This window comes from Selenomonas sp. WCT3 (assembly GCA_900100835.1).
GTDB lineage: Bacteria > Bacillota > Negativicutes > Selenomonadales > Selenomonadaceae > Selenomonas_A > Selenomonas_A ruminantium_E.
Genome location: FNCM01000001.1, coordinates 265,541 through 284,909 on the forward strand (window position 1 = coordinate 265,541; position 19,369 = coordinate 284,909).

The window sequence follows — 19,369 nt, forward strand, 5'->3', positions numbered from 1 at the left end:
TATATACATCCTGTTAGCCCTCCTTTGCCATACTCATAACACTAGCAAAGGTATCCCCTTTGACCCCAACGAGCTGATATGCCTCTGTATAAGATAACCCTCCATTGTTAAGTGCTTCATTCACATAACGGCAAAACCCTCGTCCTGCACGATAGGGAATAATCTTATAAAAATCGCCGCCGCCACTGCTTTTCGGCAGCTTGCTGTGCTTAGCCTGATACTGACTAATCAAACCAGCGTATTCTTCATCGTTTATTTTTCCATAAGTCAGCGCCGCCCTGTACAAAACCAGCTGACTGACCTTAAAATATTTTTCCAGCTCATCATAATCATGAGGGTTATCTTCCCACACCTTGTTAAAAAGCGCTTTCGGAACCAATATTCTTGCCGCAATCCGATTACAAAACGGTTCAGAACGGTCATCCAATCCATCTTGCCCCAGGAAAATATGTACCACCTCATGAAAAAGCGTAAAGATTCTAGCGGCAGCAGCATCAGCACCATTTATAAATATTACTGGTGCTATTTTATCTACCAAAGCAAAGCCACGAAATTCATCAACATTTAATTTCCGTTTGGTATTATTCCCTACCACACCATTTATAAAGACAGCTATACCACTATTTTCCACCATATCCACAAAAAAACGCAGTGTACTTTCTTTGTTATGAAAATTACTACGCCAATCAACAGGGATTTTCAAAGTCTTGGTTATGTGTTCAACGATTTCATCATCAGGCATATTTCGATTTATACTACCGATAAAATCTACGGGGGCATAAGCATTGTCCTTCTTATAGTCACGCAACCACTCCTGCCGTTTGCGTATGATGTTAATCGTATCACGCAATGCCGCACTATATTCCCCCGTAGCAGCAAATCCATGATTATTTAATGTGCGGAAATCAGCAATTTTTTTAACATCGATATGGGGAGGGGCAGAAAGCATCAAGTAACCAAAGGGGATATAGGCAAACTTTGCCACATCCTCTAACTGTTTTACAGTTGGCTGGCTGTTTCCTTTCAACCAATCTTCCACATGAGAAAACTTGGCCTTGAATGCCTCCATCCCACGCTGGCTATATTCTATTGCCCAAAGCAAAACATCAGGATTGATATTCACCCTAGCCACAGTCATACTCTCACCCCTGTCTTTTCCTCTTAGCACAGAACTCAAAATAAGGAGGAAGCTCCTCGCCTCCTCCTTTTTGCCAATGTTTATAAGAGCACATTGAGAAGCCCCTTCATTATAATATTCCGGTTCGGGTATCATTAAGTCCCCCGACTGGACTACAACTTCTTTCCTGTTGCCGAACGAGGCGCCCATTTATGACACCATTTCAAAGACAATACTCCCTGTTTACCTCATTATATCAGTTTTGGAAATAAAATCAACGTTTTTCCCTTACGCCTCCAGCCCTTTCAGCTCCTTGGCCACCGCCCGCAGCATATCCACGGCTTCTTCCAAGGTGTCTGCGGCATTTTCCGCAGCGGTTAGCGGGTCGGGCAGGTCCTCGTAGTCCACAATGCTGTCATCCTTGATAAGCCCCAGGTCAAGGCTGTCTCCCTTTGCCGCAATTTCTGCACGGCTCACCACGCTCCAGCGTTCGTCCTCCACTTTTGTTCTATCCTCGGCTTCGTAGGCCTTCATAAAGTCCGCGAAGTGCTCCTGCTTCAAGGGATTGGTCTTGCCGAAGGACGGCATATTGGTGCGCAGGTCGTAGAACCACACTTCCTTGGTATTGTCCTTGTCGCTCGTTCCTCTGGTAAAGAACAGCACATTGGTCTTAACCCCCTGCGCATAGAAAATACCCGTGGGCAGGCGCAGGATGGTATGCAGGTTGCATTTATCCATGAGGTTGGCGCGGATTTTTGCGCCATCGCCATCGGCAAAGAGCACGTTATCCGGCAGGACTACCGCCGCCCGCGCTTTGCCGTCTTTTTTGAGGCTCTTATAGATGTGCTGAAGGAAGTTGAGCTGTTTGTTGCTCGTGAGGACATCGAGGTCATCGCGGGTCGCACGTTCGCCGCCTTTTTTCGTCCCAAAAGGCGGGTTGGTAAGCACCACATCATAGCCATCCAGATTTTTCCCCAAAGGTGAGAGCGTATCGCCCAACATGATTCTGCCTTCGATTTCATGGAGCATGGCATTCATCAACGCCAGACGGTGCGTATCGTGTACGAGTTCGCAGCCCGTGAACGCTTTTTCATATTCAAACTGCGCCTGGTCGCCGTCCAAATCCATGAAACCATTGGTATGGCTGTAAACGTACTGGAAAGCGGCAATCATAAAGCCGAAGGTGCCACACGCAGGGTCATTGCACTTCTCGCCCGCCTGTGGTTTCACGAGTTTCGTCATCACATCGATCAGCGGACGCGGCGTGAAATACTGGCCAGCACCGGATTTTTTCTCGTTGGCGTTTTTCTCCAGCAGACCTTCATAGAGATTGCCCAACCCTTCTTCTCTGGCACTGTACCAGTCCAACTCATCAATGCTGGTAATGAGCTTTTTGAGGTTGGCCGGTTCGTCAATACTGGTGCTGGCTCCGTTATAGATTTCGCGGATGCGCCCTTGACATTCCGTACCCAGATATTCCAGTAGCTCCCGATAAAACTTTTTGAGTTCAATGCCATCTAATGCCGCCAAATCATCCCAGCGATAGCCTGCGGGAATGCTGTCCTCCGCCCTCGTTTCCTTAGCCATTTTAAGGAATAGGATATAGGTCAGTTCCGTTACATATTGATGGTAGGTAATGCCATCATCCCGCAGTACATCACATAATTTCCATAATTTGCCTACAATCTCCTGAGTTGTCACGCGCTTCTTCCCCCGTCGTCATACATATATTCATTAAGTTCGGCGATAATCCCATTTAGCTGTCCCTGCAAAAGTTTGTCCGCCCGTGCCGAGCCGCCCTGTTTGCGCAGACGGGAATCTTCGTCCAAGGCTTCACGGTTCAGCACAGGTTCATTGATTAGATAGTTTTTCATCAGCTCTATCCATGTATCCTGCATTTTGGTGAACTTATGGTTAGCCCGCAGGCGTTTCACGGCCTTTTCCACCTTCTCCCGATGATTCATCAGGCGGGCACCGATGGCATAGCGGCGGATAATGCTGATGATGTCGGCACCGGCTTCTTCCGCATTCAGGGCGGTAATCGCAGAATCCAGCTGTGTCGGGGCATAGCCTTCCCGGTCAAGCAGCAGGGATAATTCCTTCAAACTTTTCCGCGTAAGTTCTGCCGGTTTGGTGCAGATGATATTGATTGCCGCTATTTCATTGATGTGTTCTTTTATGTAGCTGGTGAATTCGTCCAGATAATCCTCGGGCCGCTGTTGGGCGTTACCATAGCCCTGCACATGATAGGTCACTTCATCTGTGGCTTCCGATACCACCTGCGGCCTGCCCGGACGGATATAGTTTTCCAAGTAACTGAATGCGGCCCTGTCTTTAATCAGTCTGTCCCGAGCCGTTTTATCATCCTGCTCGGCCAAGTCGCGGGCATAATCTGCATAGGATTTTGCCCCGGTCATAGCCATGAACTGCTGCTCCTGCTCGGTGGTCAGATTGCGGCCTTGGCGCTGGATTTTCGCTAACAGCTGGTCAATCTGATGCGTCAGTACAGACTTATCCTCTGACTGTGCCTCTGGCACTAACGTGTCAATCAGTTTGGTGATGGTAGCTGCCGGATTCGCGGCCACCGGTTTCATCGTGTTGACCTTCTCCAAGCTGGCGAATGTGCCCACGGGGTCATAAATCTCGAAATGGTCTTTGCCAATAGCAGGACACAGGCGCGTGGCACGCCCCAGCATCTGCTCAAAGAGAATACGGGATTTCACCCGCCGCAGGAACACCAGCCGCGTAATGGCAGGGATATCAATACCTGTTGTCAGCAGGTCAACGGTCACGATAATGCTGGGATACTGGTTGTTGCGGGTCTGCCGGATGACTTCCTGTATTTTCTTCTGATTGCCGTTTTCGATACTGCCCGTGATTTTCATAATGGCATCCTGGTCAATATCCATATCGGCATAGATTTCCCGCAGAATGTCTACAATCATATCCGCATGAGCATCATTGACGGCATAGATAAGGGTCTTGCCGCCGAATTCATCCGTGGGGTCAATATCCTTGGCAATTTCGGCCAGTACCTTGCGATTGAAGTCCGGCACGATAATCTGCCGGTTAAAACTCTCAACATCAAAGTCCAGCTCGTCTTCCAGTGCTTCACTGTTGGTAATTTCCCCTGTAGCCGGGTCATAGATGGCCACGGTGTCACCCTTGCCATAATGAATCCCCTCTTCGCTCAGGCGCGTCTTGATGATATGTGGTGCATCATAATCCACGAGGAATCCGTCTATCACAGCTTCCCGATAGGTGTACTTAAATATCGGTTCGCCGAAAATCTGCGTGGTATGCAGGGCAGGCGTTGCGGTCAAAGCGATTTTCACCGCCGTGAAATACTCGATAACCGCCCGATACTTACTCTGGTAATCCCGCTGGTCGCGATAGACCAGTTCTTCCTCATCCATCATCTTGTCCAACGTGTAGCCGCGATGGGCTTCATCGACAATAATCAGGTCATAATCGGACACGGAGGGCTTGCGTTCCTCCTCATTGAAGACAATGCGCTGAATCATGCCCTGTACCGTAGCTACCTGCACGCGTGTCTCCCGGTCGATAAGTTTTTCATCCAGCCCCTTGATGTTGTAAATCTGATTCAGGGACATAAGCTCTTCGAGTTTCACATCCTTGAATACATCATGGGCCTGCGTTCCCAGAGAATTGCGGTCAACGAGGAACAAAATCCGCTGAAAGCGATTGGTCTTGAGGAAGCGGTAAATCATCCCCAACACGGTACGGGTTTTACCAGTGCCCGTAGCCATGGCCAGCAGGATATTCTGCTGGCCGCTGAGTACCGCCTTTTCCGCTGCCTGAATCGCCGCAATCTGATAAGCACGCAGGTTTAAGCCATCCGGGTCTTGCAGGACAGCGTAAGGCATAGCTTGCAATTTTTCGTTGCTCTTGCCTGTATCACGGGCCAATAACTCCGCCAGTCCCAGAGGGCTGAACCAGCCCCGCAGCGGCTGCGGACGATTGGTTTTCTGCCGCAAATCCAGGAACCAGATGCCGGACTTCGTGCGCAGCTGCTCCAAATAAGGCTTGCCATTGGTGGCAAAGGTGAAGGGCACCTGATAATCGCCCCACTGCCCCACGACATACTCACTATGCTGACTCTTGATGTGCTTGGGATAGTCCTTGCATTGGCCGTCAATCACTGCGGCTACATCTTTATGTTCAGCCTTGGCTTCGATGATGGCCACCAGCTGCAAATCGATAAACAAGGCATAATCAGCAAAGCCGCCTTTGCCGCTCACCGAATCTGTCGGCCATTCGGCTATGGCCAAGCACCTGCCCTTCTGCGGTCTTGTGCCCTTGCTGTAACGCAAGTTCTCCGTGTCAGCCTCCCAGCCAACCTGCCGCAACTGTTCATCAATCAGCACGCGGGTTTCCGCTTCGGATTTGTACCGCTGATTGCTGGCCTTGCGGGCATATTTTTGACGGTCCGCCTTGTTTACTTTGGGAGCTTTGGCGGCATTTTCTGCCGCCTGCTGCAGGAGAATTTTTTCCAGTGCCTCTTCCTCCCCTTTATCTTCCCTGACAGGGGCCGGCGTTTCCTGCGGCATCACAAACAGGCGATTCTTATATTGGTAATCGCCATAAGTTTGCATAAACCATTCGGACAGACCGTACGTAATGCCTAAATAGTTGCGGGCATCCCTTACAGATTCATAGCCCTCATGTCCTGCCTGATTGCGTATCTTGCGCAGGGAATGGAAAAGCATGGCCGTATCTGCATCCAACAAATCTTCCCGCCGCAATTTATTGATGCGGTTTACCGCTTTATCTTCATGAGGCAGTTCGATTCCATCATAATCAAACATGAGCTTGATCATCGTCTCGCCCATCATCCCCAACTTGAACAGACAGGAATTCGAATCGCTGTACACATATTTTTCTGCCAACCGCCCCAAATGAGCCAGCACTGGAAATTTTTCTGACAAGAAATCAAAATTGGAATATGCCATACGAACTGCCCCTCCTCTTATTATCTAATAATTTTATCATATCTGACAGCAAACCTCAAAAGCAGAAACCAGCCGCCCCCCCCTTAAACGTTCCCTTTGGTTCTCTGTTTTAGCTTACTAGGTTGACTGTCAACTTTTATAGATATAAAATGTTAACAATGGATTTTATCCTCAAAAATAATAAAGCGAGGCTGACTGCTATGAAAATCACGAACATCAAACTGCTTACGGATAAAATTATCGCGGGACTGCGCCTAAAGCGCGGGGATGACCTTTCGTATCTCCTGACGACACCGCTAACAGAGCTGCAGGAGGGTGCCTGCCGGCTGCAGGATCACTTCTGCGGCAATCACATCGACCTTTGCACCATCATCAACGGCCGCAGCGGCCGCTGTGGCGAAAACTGCAAATACTGCGCCCAAGCCGCCTGCCATCACACAGGCATTGAGGAATATCCCTTTCTTCCTCAGGAGGAAATCATCAAAAATGCCAAAGCCAACCAGGAAGCTGGCGCCAACCGCTTTGCCATCGTAACTTCTGGCCGTGCCCTGGCCGGAGCGGATTTTGACAAGGCCATTGCCACCTATGAAGCCATGCGCGATACCCTCTCCATTGACCTCTGTGCCTCCCATGGGCTGCTGACTCGTCAGCAGTTCAAGCGGCTTCGGGCGGCGGGAGTGACCAGTTACCATCACAATATCGAAACCAGCCGCCGCTTTTTCCCGCAAATCTGCACCTCCCATACCTACCAAGACCGGATTGACACGATAAAAATCGCCCAGGAGGAAGGCTTCTGCGTCTGCTCGGGCGGCATCATCGGCATGGGGGAAACCTGGGCAGACCGCATCGATATGGCCATCAGCCTGCAAGAACTCGGAATCGAATCCATTCCCATCAACGCCCTTATGGCCATTCCCGGCACGGGACTTGCCAGCCGTCCCGCCCTGCCAGCGGAGGATATCCTGCGCACCATCGCCATCTTCCGCTTCGTAAATCCCACGGCCAACATCCGCCTGGCAGCCGGCCGCAAGCTCCTGCCCCAAAATGGCGCTACAGCCTTCCGAGCAGGTGCCTCCGCCTCCATTACAGGCAATATGCTGACCACCTCCGGCACCACCATCAAAGAAGATATGGCGATGCTGAAAGAACTCGGCCTTACCAACCAGCAGGATACCCGCATAAACAACGGCACCTGCGGGGCCCATTAACTGCCAATAAAAATGGTGTGACAAACTGCCTTAGCATTTTGCCACACCATTTTTCTGTTATTTACGCTAACCGCTTTACGTTGAATTTCTCAATCATCTTGACCGGTTTATAGGATTCCTTTGCCTTACGAAGCCCCTCATGGCCCATATCTTCTTCCCGATTGATATAAGTCATCCCCTGCCAGCAATTCTCCACATAGGCTTGGTTGATAGCCGGGTATGCTCCGCGGATATTCGGATCGGCCTTTTCCACATGGACAACCACCGAATCCGTATTCAGCTGTTCCCCAAAGGTAAACGCAATGATACGTCCATCGAGACGAATCGCACCTCCCTTGAGGTCAAAATAAGTATAGTCCTCAAACACTTCGCGAATGGCCCGGCTTTCCCAACCGATAAAAGGGTCATCGGGCTCATCCTGAATGCGGATGTCGTACCAGCGCTGAAGTTCTTCCAGGCAGTCGGCCAGGATTTCCTCCGTGATGGGCAGGTACTCCGCCTGCGGATAAAGCTTATGAAAAGCATTGAGATGATTCTTCTTCGAATGCAGCTTGCGCCCCGACAGACTTATGAGCTTTTCTGCCAGGTACACATAGTCGAAGTTGTCCCTATCCGCTTCAATGACAAAGGAAGCCCCAGCGAAATTTTCCAACACCTGGGCATAACTCTTCTCGACTCCGGTCATGACGAAGGGCTTTCCCTGCTGCTCAAAATACGCCAGGAACTTTTCGGTAGCCTCCTGCATTTTCTCCTCAGGGCCATAGGGCTGCAACGCCATCAGCTGCCCTTCCCACTGACAAGTCATATACAGGACGCCATCTTCTTCGCACCATTTCACCTGATACGGTTCACGCCACATAAAAAGATTTGTAAACGTAAAATGGGAATTTTCGTAATAACGACTTTGAAAATACCGATCCAGTAACGGTTTATCGGCTTTCGTTAAATCCTGGAATTCTATGATACTCATCCTCCTGATGATAATCCCTATCGTTAACAGTATACCCTATCATTATAACAAACCCGTCAAACGTGAACCGTAACTCGCTCACTGAAGTTTCATCATCTCTCGTCCTGCCTGCGCCTGCCGCACGACTTCCATGACGTCTGCTCCACCGGCTGCTGCTACAGCAGCCATCACAGCCCCTTCCACCAGCGGACAATCCACCAGTTTCACTTGGTCATCTTTGAGGTTTTCCTGAACCAATTCCGCCGTCATGACAGCACTGCCCATATCCATCAAAACTACGGCACCATCGCGGCCACAAACATCTTCCACCGCCATCATGATTTTTCCATAACTGGTCCCCAGCATGCCATCGTCAAGCCCTCCAGCTGCTGCAATCTGTACATCCCTAGCCATCATCTCAGCCAGCTCCTTGACCCCTTCCGCCAATTTCTGGCTATGGGACACGATTACAATACCAACCAACCCATTCACCTCTTTCAGTCTTAGTCAAAATGCGGTCAGGGACCTGACCGCATTAAACACTTTTACTATTGTAACATAAATTTTGACAATTGACGAGTCAAAAATGACCGGTCAAATGACCGGTCATTTTTTTCGTAAGGGCTCTTATTATTTATAGTAAGCCACGCCAGCTTCAAAGAGTTGCTGATCTTTGCAGCCTGGTACGTTGCAGGCGACATTTTCGCCAATGCGCTCCGAGTGTCCCATCTTGCCTAAGACGCGGCCATCGGGGCTTGTAATGCCTTCAATGGCATTGACCGAACCGTTAGGATTGAACGGAATAGAAAGCGACGGATTTCCGGCCGCATCGACATACTGGGTAGCAATCTGCCCGCGTACACGCAGTTTCGCGATGATTTCCTGATCGGCAACAAAACGGCCTTCGCCATGCGAAATCGCAATCGTATGAGTATCTCCCACTTTGACGTTGTTAAACCAAGGAGAAAGATTCGATACGACTTTTGTCTGAACCATACAGGAAGCGTGGCGGCCGATGTTATTATGCGTCAGCGTCGGCGAAGATTCCGAAAGGTCCCGAATATCGCCATAGGGTACCAGCCCCAATTTGATGAGTGCCTGGAAACCATTGCAGATACCAAGCATCAGACCATCACGTTTGTTGAGGAGATTCATAACCTCTTCCTTGATGCGCGGATTGCGGAACATGGCCGCTATGAATTTTCCCGAACCATCCGGCTCGTCGCCGCCGCTGAAACCGCCCGGCAACATAATCATCTGGGCATTCTGAATCCCCTTGACGATTGCCTCCACCGTTTCCTCGACAGCCTGCGGCGTAAGGTTGCGGACAATCAGCGTCTCCGTCTCAGCACCAGCACGCTGCCAAGCTCTTGCCGAATCGTATTCGCAGTTCGTGCCCGGGAATACCGGGATGAATACCTTCGGACGAACGATGCTGTGCTGTGCCTTAATCACATTGCCCTTGTTGTAGGGAATGTAGGTTGCTTTATCTTTGGAACGCACCTTGACCTGCGTCGGGAAGATTTTTTCCAGCGGCGCCGTGAAAGCCTCCTCCGCATCGGCAATCATGACCACCGTATCACCACAGACAATACTCGGGCCTGCGGTGGTTTCACCGAGTTCACGATACCCGGTGCCAGCCAACATCGTTTCCACATCCGTATTGTCGGCAACTTCCAACAGGATAGAACCATAATCCGGCTTGAAAAGGTCTTCTTTGGCAATAAAGTTCGTAAATTTAAAGCCAATGCCATTGCCCAACGACATTTTCGTAACAGCAGCAGCAATACCGCCTACGCCAATGCTCTGCGCAGAGAACACTTTATGTCCTGCTGTCATCTCACTGATTTTCGCCCAATTGTGACGCATCTTGCCAAACAACGGCAAATCCTGGTCGTCCTTCGGGGCCGGTACCAGATAAACCTTATTGCCCGCGTATTTAAATTCCGGTGATATCGCAACATCAGCCTTCATGACATCAACAGCAAAAGCTGCCAGCGTCGGCGGTACATGAATATCCTCAAACGTTCCCGACATCGAATCCTTTCCGCCGATGGCCGGAATCTCCAGCTCATGCTGTGCCCAAAGCGCACCGATAAGAGCAGCAAACGGTTTGCCCCACTTCTCCGGCTCTTTGCCCAGGCTTTCGAAATATTCCTGGAACGTCAGGCGAATCTTATCTGCCCGGCCGCCCAAGGCAACCATTTTGGCAGCAGCCTCAACCACAGCGTACAAAGCACCATGGAACGGACTCCATTCCGTAAAAGCCGGATTAAGACCAAAGGTCATCGCTGTAGCGGTATTCGTCTCCGCGCCAAGGACCGGCAGCTTCGCTACCATACCTTCGGCCGGCGTCAGCTGTTTCTTGCCGCCAAAGGGCATGAGCACGGTATTGCCGCCGATGGTAGAATCGAAGCGCTCAGCCAATCCCTTCTGGCTGCAAACATTGAGGTCGCGCAGATTTTCCAGCCATGCTTTCTCCACATCGCCCCCGCACTTTTTGACAGTCTCCGGGATTTCGCGCAGATAGCGTTTGCCTGCATCCGGCATATCGATAACAGCCGTGACATGCTGGCGAACACCGTTGGTATCCAAGAATTCACGGTTCATCTGGACTATCGGTTTGCCACGCCACTGCATGATAAGCCGCGGTTCTTCCGTGACATCAGCGACCTTGGTAGCCTCCAGATTTTCTGCATCGGCGAATTTGACGAAGGCATCCAAATCCTTCGGGTCGATGACGACAGCCATACGCTCCTGGGATTCCGAAATTGCCAGTTCCGTACCATCGAGGCCGGCATATTTTTTCTTGACGGCATCCAAATCGATAATCAGGCCATCGGCCAACTCGCCAATAGCTACGGCCACACCACCGGCACCAAAATCGTTGCAGCGTTTAATCATGCGGCTGACTTCCGGATTGCGGAACAAGCGCTGAATCTTGCGCTCCGTCGGCGGATTTCCCTTCTGCACCTCTGCACCGCAGCTCGTCAACGACTCTTCCGTATGCTCTTTCGAGGACCCCGTCGCACCGCCGCAGCCGTCACGGCCCGTCCGGCCGCCTACAAGCACGATGAAATCACCAGCTGCTGGACGCTCGCGGACAACATTGACCTTCGGCGCCGCAGCGATAACGGCACCAATTTCCATGCGCTTTGCCATATAGCCCTCATGGTAGACCTCGCGAACCTGTCCCGTAGCCAGACCAATCTGGTTGCCATAAGCACTGTAGCCAGCAGCTGCTCCCAGGGTAATTTTCTTCTGTGGCAGTTTTCCGGCCATCGTATCTTTAAGCGGACGGCGCGGATCAGCGGCCCCCGTTACGCGCATCGCTTGATAGACATAGGAACGTCCCGAAAGCGGATCACGGATTGCACCACCAAGACAAGTAGCCGCGCCACCAAAAGGCTCAATTTCCGTCGGATGATTGTGCGTCTCGTTTTTGAACATCACGAGCCACTCTTCCTCTTTGCCATCGATATCCGCCGTTACCACAATACTGCAGGCATTGATTTCCTCCGATTTATCCAAATCCGCGAGCTTGCCCTGCTTTCTGAGGGCTTTCATCCCGATGACGGCAATATCCATCAAGGTCACATCGCGCGGTTTATCGGCGTAAATTTCCTTGCGGTCTGCCAAATATTTCTCATAAGCCTTCGTGATAGCGGGAGAAAAGTAACCATCTTTAATATCGACCATATCGATTGCCGTCGTGAAAGTAGTATGACGGCAATGATCCGACCAATACGTATCGATAACGCGAAGTTCCGTAATCGTCGGCGCACGATGCTCCTCATCGCGGAAATACTGCTGGCAAAAGAGCAAGTCTTCCAGACTCATCGCAAAGCCCTTCTGCTCCCAAAACGCTTTGACCCCAGCTTCGTCCAATCCGTTGAAGTCTTCCAGCACTTCAACATCAGCCGGTTCCTCATAGGTTACATTCAGCGACTCTGGTTTCGTAAGGCTTGCCTCACGGCTCTCCACAGCATTGATGCAGTAATCCTTGATTTTGTTGAAATCCTCACGACTCACGTCTCCTACAATGACGATAACCCGTGCGGTGGCAATCTGCGGGCGCTCTTTCTGCGTAACGAGCTGCACGCACTGCGCTGCCGAGTCTGCCGTCTGGTCATACTGTCCCGGCAGATATTCGACCGCAAAGACCCGCGAATTCGGGAAATGCGGCAATTTTTCCTCATATACCACATCCACCGGCGGCTCAGAAAAAACCACCGACTTGACCGCAGCGTACTCCTCATCACTCAAACCCTCGATATCATAGCGTTTGATGATGCGGACGGCCTTGAGTTCTTCCAATTGGAAGGTCTCCTTTAGGTCGCTGCAGAGCTGCTGGGCCGGGATGTCAAAGAATCCCTGTCGTTTCTCTACGAAAATTCTTCTTACAGTCATGAGTGTTCTTTTCCTCCAATAGAATTAGAAATAATGAAACCATAAAGCTTTATATAGATAAAATAGGCATAGCAACCCCCGAAAGGCCTGCTATGCCTATTGCATCACAAACAATCCACCGAAATTTTAACCACCACTTTGGTTACAGGGCCCGGCTCGCCCTCTACTGCCCCCTGCGGACGATGTACATCTTCCGGATAAAGCACAGCAAAACGCCCCGGCGTCAGCACGATATTGCTGTCCGGTATCAACTCTTCATAAAAGGTTATGTCCTTTTCCGCATCGTAAGGCTCCGCCACTTTAAGATCCGGGCTGAACGGACACCATCCCATGTATTCCTCGCCCTCAACGACAAACTGGATATCCACATACTTCTTATGGGTCTCCGGACGACATTTCTCAAGGACACGGGTCGTATACCGCTGCAGATTCGCCACGCATTTATCGCCATCAATCGGATAGCGTCCATCTTCTAATTTCGTGAAGTCATGGCTCCGCAGATACTCCAACGCCTTCTGTACAATCTCCGGGTAGTCTGCGTGACCGTTATCCAACGAATCAATGCTGCCGATAAACATGCAATAACCTTCTTCCTTATTTCTGCTTCTTTCTCCTGAAAATACTATTCGTGTTAGTATTTCATTATCATTTTACCTAAAACAACTGCGTATTGCAAGAACACACCGCCATCTTTATCAAAAAGACAACAATTTTTCAACAAAGGGACATATGAGCTGTTTATCTTCGTCATCTGTCTATCACAAACAGACAGTGGCTAATTTTGACTTGTCAAAAACTGTTTCACTGTGATATGATTAGCTTATATGGTTAGAGGCAATGACTGAATAAGTATCTGAATTCTTTCCTTTCAGAGAGACGATGGCCGGTGCGAATCGTCAGACAGAACCAGAGAAAGCTGCTCACGAGCCTGCAGAGCCGAATAAGTTCTGCCGTTTGCCGCGTTAAGGCCTCGAGTGGATTCACAGCGTGAATCCGATTAAGGTGGTACCACGGGAATAAGCCCTCGTCCTTTTACAGGATGAGGGCTTTTGTTGTAGCGAACAATAAAGGAGGAATATTCATGCGCGAACTCTTGGAGCTTCTCGAACACGACGCCCGCCGTCCAGTAGGCGAACTTGCCTCCATGCTCAATCGCAGTGAGTATGAAGTCGAAAAAAACATCAAGGACCTGGAAAAGAACAAAATCATTCTGTCCTACAATACACTGATTAATTGGGAAAAATTTGGTGACGACACGGTCACTGCCATGATTGAAATCAATCTGACGCCACAGCGCGAAGTCGGTTTTGATGCCATTGCCGAACGCATCTACCGCTTTGACGAAGTCCGTACCGTCTATCTCATGAGCGGCAGCTTTGACCTGATGGTCATCATCGAGGGCAAATCCTTGAAAGAAGTAGCAAACTTCGTTGCCAAACGCCTCTCCACCATCGAAGGCGTCACCCAGACCCGCAGCCACTTCATGTTGAAACCCTACAAAAAAGACGGCACAATTATCGACGATGAAGAACGTGACCGCAGACTGGTGGTGAGCCCATGATTGAAACGAGAAAAGACTGGGCCAGCCGCCTCTCACCGGGCGTAAACGCCATTGCCCCCTCGGGCATCCGCAAATTCTTTGACATTGCCGCCCAGATGGACGATGTCATCTCCCTGGGTGTTGGCGAACCAGACTTCGTCACCCCTTGGTCTATCCGCGAAAGCTGCGTCTATGGATTAGAGCAGGGCTATACCTCCTACACAGCCAATCGCGGCTTGCCGGAACTGCGGGAAGAAATCTGCAGCCACTATCAGAAAAACTACAACGTAACCTACGACGCCGCCACCGATGTGCTGGTGACGGTAGGTGTCAGCGAAGCTCTTGACATTGCCATGCGTGCCATTCTGGCCCCGGGCGATGAAGTTCTGATTCCAGAGCCATGCTACGTTTCCTACCAGGCCTGCACCACGCTGGCCGGCGGTGTCCCGGTAGCGGTTCCCGCAAAGATTGAAAACGAATTTCGCATTACACCGGCAGAACTGGAGGAGCACGTCACCGACCGCACCAAAGTCCTGTTGATTGGCTATCCCAACAATCCCACGGGTGCCATCATGACCCGCAAAGACCTCTTGGCCATTGCCGACTTCGCTGAAAAACACGACCTTATCGTCATTTCCGACGAAATCTACGGCGATCTCACCTATGGCAGCGAGGAACATGTCTGCTTCTCCTCCCTGCCCCGTATGCAGGAGCGGACCATTCTCTTAAATGGCTTCTCCAAGGCCTATGCCATGACCGGCTGGCGCATCGGCTACGCCTTAGCCAATCCCACGCTCACCGCTGCCATGACGAAGATCCACCAGTACACGATGCTTTGCGCACCAATCACCGCGCAAATTGCCGCCGTCGAAGCGCTTCGTCACGGGGAAAAATACATGAAAAAAATGGTTGCCGAATACGACCGGCGCCGCCGTCTAATCTATGATGGCCTGACCAAAATGGGGCTCGAATGCTTCGAGCCGAAAGGCGCCTTCTACATTTTCCCCAACATCAGCTCCACGGGCTACACTTCCAACGAGTTTGCGGAAGAATTGCTAAAAGCCGAACACGTTGCCCTCGTCCCAGGCAGTGCCTTTGGCACCTGCGGAGAAGGTCATGTACGCTGTTCCTATGCTACTTCGATTGATAAAATTTCCGAAGCATTGAACCGTATCGAGAACTTCTTGAAAAATCACAAAAAGTAAATAAAAAACGACAACGAGGTATTGCCAAAATTCTTGGCAATACCTCGTTGTCGTTGAGCACAATCATTCCTCTTCGGCATGTCGCGGATTTTTATGCACAACCTCGATAGCTTGGGCAATGGCCTGTATGACTTCCACCTCATACTGAACGCTCATTTCATCCAGTCGCGTATAAACATCGCCTTTACGCGAGGAAATATAACGCGGCTTCAGATGATTCAACGCCAAGGTGGCAATATCCCGCTTACACAGATCGCACGTGCAGCAAAATGGATACTGCGCCATAACATCATCCAGTTTCTCGAGGACCAAATCTTCCATATAATTTTTAAGTTCCATCTTAACCCCCTCCTAGCACATTCTAAAGTAATTATATCATGTTTTGTCTCATTTCCCTAATATTTCAACAAATCTTTCTCCGTTTGACATTAAATTGCAACAATGATATAATAACTACTGTTGTTAAACACAACGTCGCGCTCGTAGTCCAGTGGATAGGACGTTGGCCTCCGGAGCCGAAGGCGGCAGTTCGACTCTGCCCGAGCGCACCATTTTGAATGTTAAAAGCCATCCTTGATTTTATCATTAAGGATGGCTTTTTTGTTTGTTTTCTATCAGTCTTTGATAAGTTCGAGAATCTCTTTCGCCGAAAGATTGTTGGCCTGCATGTATTCCAGCAGTTCTGCGTACTCTACTTTTGCCTGTTTCTCTTTGACCGTTTCCAACTCAGCTTTAAGCGCCTTGATTTCGCGCTGCTTCTTCTCAATCTTTTCCGAAACCTGTTTCATCTTTACTTCGTAATTGACTGTTCTTGCCATTTTCTACATCCTCCACATCTGAGTTATTTATGATAATTATTCATAAATGCTATTATATAAAAATACTACACCGTTTGTCTACTTTCTCCTGCCACTTTTATGGAAACAACGACAAAAGGAGTTGCGAAAAAGCATGTGGAAGAACCACACACTCTTTCTGCAACTCCTTCTTGATCTAAGTTTTGCTAGTTAACGCATCGTTTCCTCAAGCCGTAAAGGATACGTTATCCGCCACTTCGAGTCCATTTGCATTTGCCGGAGCATTGGACGTGCTCTCGATGGCAGCAGCCTGGCCTCTGACATCTTTATCCTCTGCATCGACCGATTCTGCCGGAGCAGCCTCCTGGTCTACAGCAGCGACTACCATATCATTTTCTTCCTCAATGGTTGCCGCCATCTGTTCTTTCGTCTCCTGCGTTACCGAAGCCGGCAAAGTATTCAACCCTTTATTTACCGCCTCATTATGACTCAACGGTTTGGTGTTCGGATCAACGCCTGGATCATCCGACGGGTCCGTTCCCGGTTTATCACCTGGATCATCATTCGGTAAATCCGCCCCCGTTACCGTAAAGCCGCTGATATCAACGCCTTCGGCTGCCTCAATCGGCGAAGAGGATTTCTTGGTCGCAGCATCAAATACCGTTCCGCTGGCTGCCGTGATTTTCGGGCTGTTGAGATTGATGCTTCCCGAACCAGCTGCAAATTTCCCACCGTTTATTGCAATGCTGTCCGTTCCATTTACCGTTATCGTGTTGGCATCATTATATAAATTGAAATTCATGCCTACCGTATATTCCGTTGTTTTGGTCGGCACATTGAACGTCACATTTTTGCCCGAAAACGTTGCTTCAATAGGACCTTTTGCGCCATGACCAGCCACATCCCCCTTCTGGTCGATCCAAGCCGTATCGAAATAACCATTAAAGGTAATATTATTCTCCGCATGGAAGGTTACCGTTGAACGATCCCAAGTTTTGTCGTAGGGCACATTTACCTTATTGGTATCATCCCACCACGAGGAATTGCTGTCCTCCGTATTGATTTTGAAGGACACTCCGTCAGCTACTTCCAGATTGACGCTATTGGTCGTAAAGTTGCCATATACATCGATGACGTTCGGCGTGGAAATCTTGATATCGCCTTTGGCTTTTGCAGACTCACTAAAGGACAAACTTTTCCATTCCGCATCCGTAGCATTCACCGTGGAAAGGGTCAGATTCGTGGCTGTCAAATTCGCCGTATCCGTCACATTGATGCCACTGGTGTTTACCACATAAACCTGATAAAGGCCCGTGGTTGCCAGGGTGCCGGCAATGGTTGACATTTTCCCACTGTTGACGATATTGATGAAGGGCACGCCCTGGCCATTTAAAACCAAATTCTCGCCAGTTGCGATATCAAAGGAATCCCATTTAATAACCAGCGCTTTATCATTGGGGTCATAGACCTTCTGGGCCTGGAATTCATCCCCGGAAACAGCGTCAAACTTCCCACTGCTATTGTCGAGGTAACGGTTCGAGCCATTGACCCAAACGCCGCCATTTAAGACTTCACCGCCCTGGGGCATTGCCTGCACCAGCGGAGCACTCAGGGAAAACATCAGGCCACTGGCCACGGCAAAACGAAGAATCTTTTTCGAGAAGGTTGTCTTTTTCATCTTACTTCCGCTCCTTACTTAGAAACTCAATCCAGCCCAGAAATTCCAACGGCGATGACCGGCCGGGTCATGTTCGACATTATCCGGTTCATGCAGAACCCAGGCATAATCCGTGGCCAGGGAGAAATTCGCCGTATTATAACGAAGGCCAAGACCCGTCGAGGCCAGATTCGTGGTCATATTGCCATGATGATTTTTGATGCGGGCACCATCGACGAAGGCAACACCGCGCAGACCGCTCTTCTCCGGCGTGTAGAATTCCACGCTTCCCGATACGCCATTATCCGCCGTGCGGATATTTTCATCAAAGCCGCGGACGCTGTCCATACCGCCTACGCCGAACTTCTCACAGCTGATGAGGTTCTTGTTTGCCAACTGGCCAGCGGCCCGAGTGCTGAGCAACCAGGAATTCTTTTCCTTACTTAGACGTTTCAGATAGTTGGCATTCCCATGGAAAATCAGGTATTTCGTATCGGCATCGGCGGTCATGGCCCTAAAATCCGTCTTATTGCCGGCCACATTTCCCTGTAGTCCCAGGCGATAACCGAAATTATGAGATGCGCCCCGGTCACGATGATAGAAAGCCACCGTTGCATCTTCATGGTGGAGGTCATAATTGATTTTCGCACCGCCACCACCAGGAAGGGCAAGCTCTAATCCATTATCCGTCTGATGATAGTTCAGTCCGAAATCCAGGAAGTCGCGCTCACGCTGGCTGTGCTTAAAATAATGCTGATAGGAAACGCCGGCACGAGTACTCTTACCTGTAGCGGACAAGTCAAAGAGCGGCGTCGTGGAAAGATTCGTAAGCTTCGAATCCGAATGGCTGGCGGAGAAGGTCAGCGTATCGCCGGAGCTTGGCAAATTCCAACGATAGGAAACGGCTCCCTGTCTGACATTGCTGTCTTTATCCAAGGAAGTGGTGCTGACAAATGCTGCGCCCAATGTATCCCCGCGACCCGTGAGGTTGCGGTTGACATAGGTCGTCGTACCACGCCAGTTTCCACTGTACTTGTTGCCGTTATTGGCAAACTGAACGCCATAGACGACTTTCTTCCCCGTTACGGCACTTACTACCGCCCGGTAACCATCGCCATCCGGCTGGAAGTTGACATGCAGTTTGATGGCGCCGTCATCGTTATACAGGGCAATAGTCCGGCTGAGTTCCTGTACGTTTACCTTGTCCCCTTTGAGCTGTGGTACCAACAGGAGGATTTTGTCTTTATCGTAAGCCGAGCCATCCGCAACATCGACTCCGGTAAGTTTTACCGTACTATGGGCCAGGCGCTGTGCCTTTTCCGAAAGCGACTCCTGAACCGGTGACTCCATCTGTTTTTCCAAAGCTTCTTCTGCCGTAGTTTTGGCAGCCTCCGTCGACGGCATGTAACCAGCCGAAAGACCAAGCAAAACCGTCAGTGCGAGAGCTGTAGTTCTTTCTCTCTTCAGTTTCATCGTTCTTCTCCCCCTGTTTCTCTCTTTTGGTATTATAATG

At 50.0% G+C, this 19,369-nt stretch carries 14 protein-coding genes, 1 tRNA gene and 1 other annotated feature; of the genes, 4 read left to right on the forward strand and 11 right to left on the reverse strand.

Going from position 1 to position 19,369, the window contains the following annotated elements; genetic code table 11:
• Positions 1-13: 13 nt before the first annotated feature.
• The 3 genes from BLQ36_RS01340 to hsdR all read right to left on the reverse strand — a co-directional run bounded on the left by BLQ36_RS01340 (position 14) and on the right by hsdR (position 6,090).
• Positions 14-1,273: an ImmA/IrrE family metallo-endopeptidase gene (locus BLQ36_RS01340; protein ID WP_180364817.1), complete on the reverse strand. Its 1,260-nt coding sequence runs from the start codon at positions 1,271-1,273 to the stop codon at positions 14-16.
• 132 nt (positions 1,274-1,405) lie between these two features.
• The gene (locus BLQ36_RS01345) at positions 1,406-2,818 is read right to left on the reverse strand and encodes an N-6 DNA methylase (protein ID WP_074513618.1); all 1,413 of its coding nucleotides are present in this window, start codon (positions 2,816-2,818) and stop codon (positions 1,406-1,408) included.
• Positions 2,815-6,090, reverse strand: coding sequence for a type I restriction-modification system endonuclease (gene hsdR, locus BLQ36_RS01350; protein ID WP_074513619.1), 3,276 nt, complete (start codon positions 6,088-6,090; stop codon positions 2,815-2,817). The genes BLQ36_RS01345 and hsdR overlap by 4 nt, the downstream gene beginning before the upstream one ends.
• Positions 6,091-6,290: 200 nt before the next feature.
• Here hsdR and bioB point away from each other — a divergent pair, with 200 nt between their 5' ends.
• Positions 6,291-7,298 (forward strand): biotin synthase BioB, encoded by a 1,008-nt coding sequence (gene bioB, locus BLQ36_RS01355; protein WP_074513678.1) that lies wholly within the window; start codon positions 6,291-6,293, stop codon positions 7,296-7,298.
• Positions 7,299-7,359: 61 nt separating this feature from the next.
• Here bioB and BLQ36_RS01360 read toward each other — a convergent pair whose 3' ends face one another.
• The 4 genes from BLQ36_RS01360 to BLQ36_RS01375 form a co-directional block, all read right to left on the reverse strand.
• Positions 7,360-8,268: a DUF2156 domain-containing protein gene (locus tag BLQ36_RS01360; protein ID WP_074513620.1), complete on the reverse strand. Its 909-nt coding sequence runs from the start codon at positions 8,266-8,268 to the stop codon at positions 7,360-7,362.
• A 78-nt stretch (positions 8,269-8,346) separates the two neighbouring features.
• Positions 8,347-8,739 (reverse strand): dihydroxyacetone kinase phosphoryl donor subunit DhaM, encoded by a 393-nt coding sequence (dhaM, locus tag BLQ36_RS01365; RefSeq protein WP_318260888.1) that lies wholly within the window; start codon positions 8,737-8,739, stop codon positions 8,347-8,349.
• A gap of 138 nt (positions 8,740-8,877) precedes the next feature.
• A complete protein-coding gene (locus BLQ36_RS01370; RefSeq protein WP_074513622.1) occupies positions 8,878-12,657 on the reverse strand; it encodes a phosphoribosylformylglycinamidine synthase in 3,780 nt (1,259 codons plus the stop codon).
• Positions 12,658-12,761: 104 nt separating this feature from the next.
• The gene (locus tag BLQ36_RS01375) at positions 12,762-13,235 is read right to left on the reverse strand and encodes a YhcH/YjgK/YiaL family protein (protein ID WP_051635245.1); all 474 of its coding nucleotides are present in this window, start codon (positions 13,233-13,235) and stop codon (positions 12,762-12,764) included.
• A 250-nt stretch (positions 13,236-13,485) separates the two neighbouring features.
• Positions 13,486-13,692: a binding site (T-box leader), on the forward strand.
• Positions 13,693-13,738: 46 nt separating this feature from the next.
• On the opposite strand from BLQ36_RS01375, the gene BLQ36_RS01380 reads away from it, so the two are divergent.
• Together BLQ36_RS01380 and BLQ36_RS01385 are read left to right on the forward strand one after the other, a co-directional pair.
• Positions 13,739-14,218, forward strand: coding sequence for an Lrp/AsnC family transcriptional regulator (locus tag BLQ36_RS01380; RefSeq protein ID WP_033170304.1), 480 nt, complete (start codon positions 13,739-13,741; stop codon positions 14,216-14,218).
• Positions 14,215-15,402 carry an aminotransferase class I/II-fold pyridoxal phosphate-dependent enzyme gene (locus tag BLQ36_RS01385; RefSeq protein ID WP_074513623.1) on the forward strand — a complete coding sequence of 396 codons (1,188 nt, stop codon included), beginning with the start codon at positions 14,215-14,217 and terminating at the stop codon, positions 15,400-15,402. Before BLQ36_RS01380 ends, BLQ36_RS01385 begins: the two co-directional genes overlap by 4 nt.
• Before the next feature lie 63 nt (positions 15,403-15,465).
• Here BLQ36_RS01385 and BLQ36_RS01390 read toward each other — a convergent pair whose 3' ends face one another.
• Positions 15,466-15,741, reverse strand: a complete 276-nt coding sequence (locus tag BLQ36_RS01390) for a late competence development ComFB family protein (RefSeq protein WP_074513624.1) — start codon at positions 15,739-15,741, stop codon at positions 15,466-15,468.
• Positions 15,742-15,878: 137 nt separating this feature from the next.
• Here BLQ36_RS01390 and BLQ36_RS01395 point away from each other — a divergent pair.
• Positions 15,879-15,953: transfer RNA gene (locus BLQ36_RS01395), tRNA-Arg, on the forward strand.
• Between the two features lie 63 nt (positions 15,954-16,016).
• On the opposite strand, the gene BLQ36_RS01400 is transcribed toward BLQ36_RS01395, so the two are convergent.
• From BLQ36_RS01400 to BLQ36_RS01410, 3 genes are all read right to left on the reverse strand, one after another.
• Positions 16,017-16,220 carry a hypothetical protein gene (locus BLQ36_RS01400; RefSeq protein ID WP_033170301.1) on the reverse strand — a complete coding sequence of 68 codons (204 nt, stop codon included), beginning with the start codon at positions 16,218-16,220 and terminating at the stop codon, positions 16,017-16,019.
• Between the two features lie 205 nt (positions 16,221-16,425).
• Entirely contained in the window at positions 16,426-17,877 is a 1,452-nt protein-coding gene (locus BLQ36_RS01405) for a filamentous hemagglutinin N-terminal domain-containing protein (RefSeq protein WP_074513625.1), read from the reverse strand.
• A gap of 18 nt (positions 17,878-17,895) precedes the next feature.
• On the reverse strand, positions 17,896-19,329 hold the full coding sequence (locus BLQ36_RS01410) for a ShlB/FhaC/HecB family hemolysin secretion/activation protein (protein WP_074513626.1): 1,434 nt from the start codon (positions 19,327-19,329) through the stop codon (positions 17,896-17,898).
• Positions 19,330-19,369: the final 40 nt, after the last annotated feature.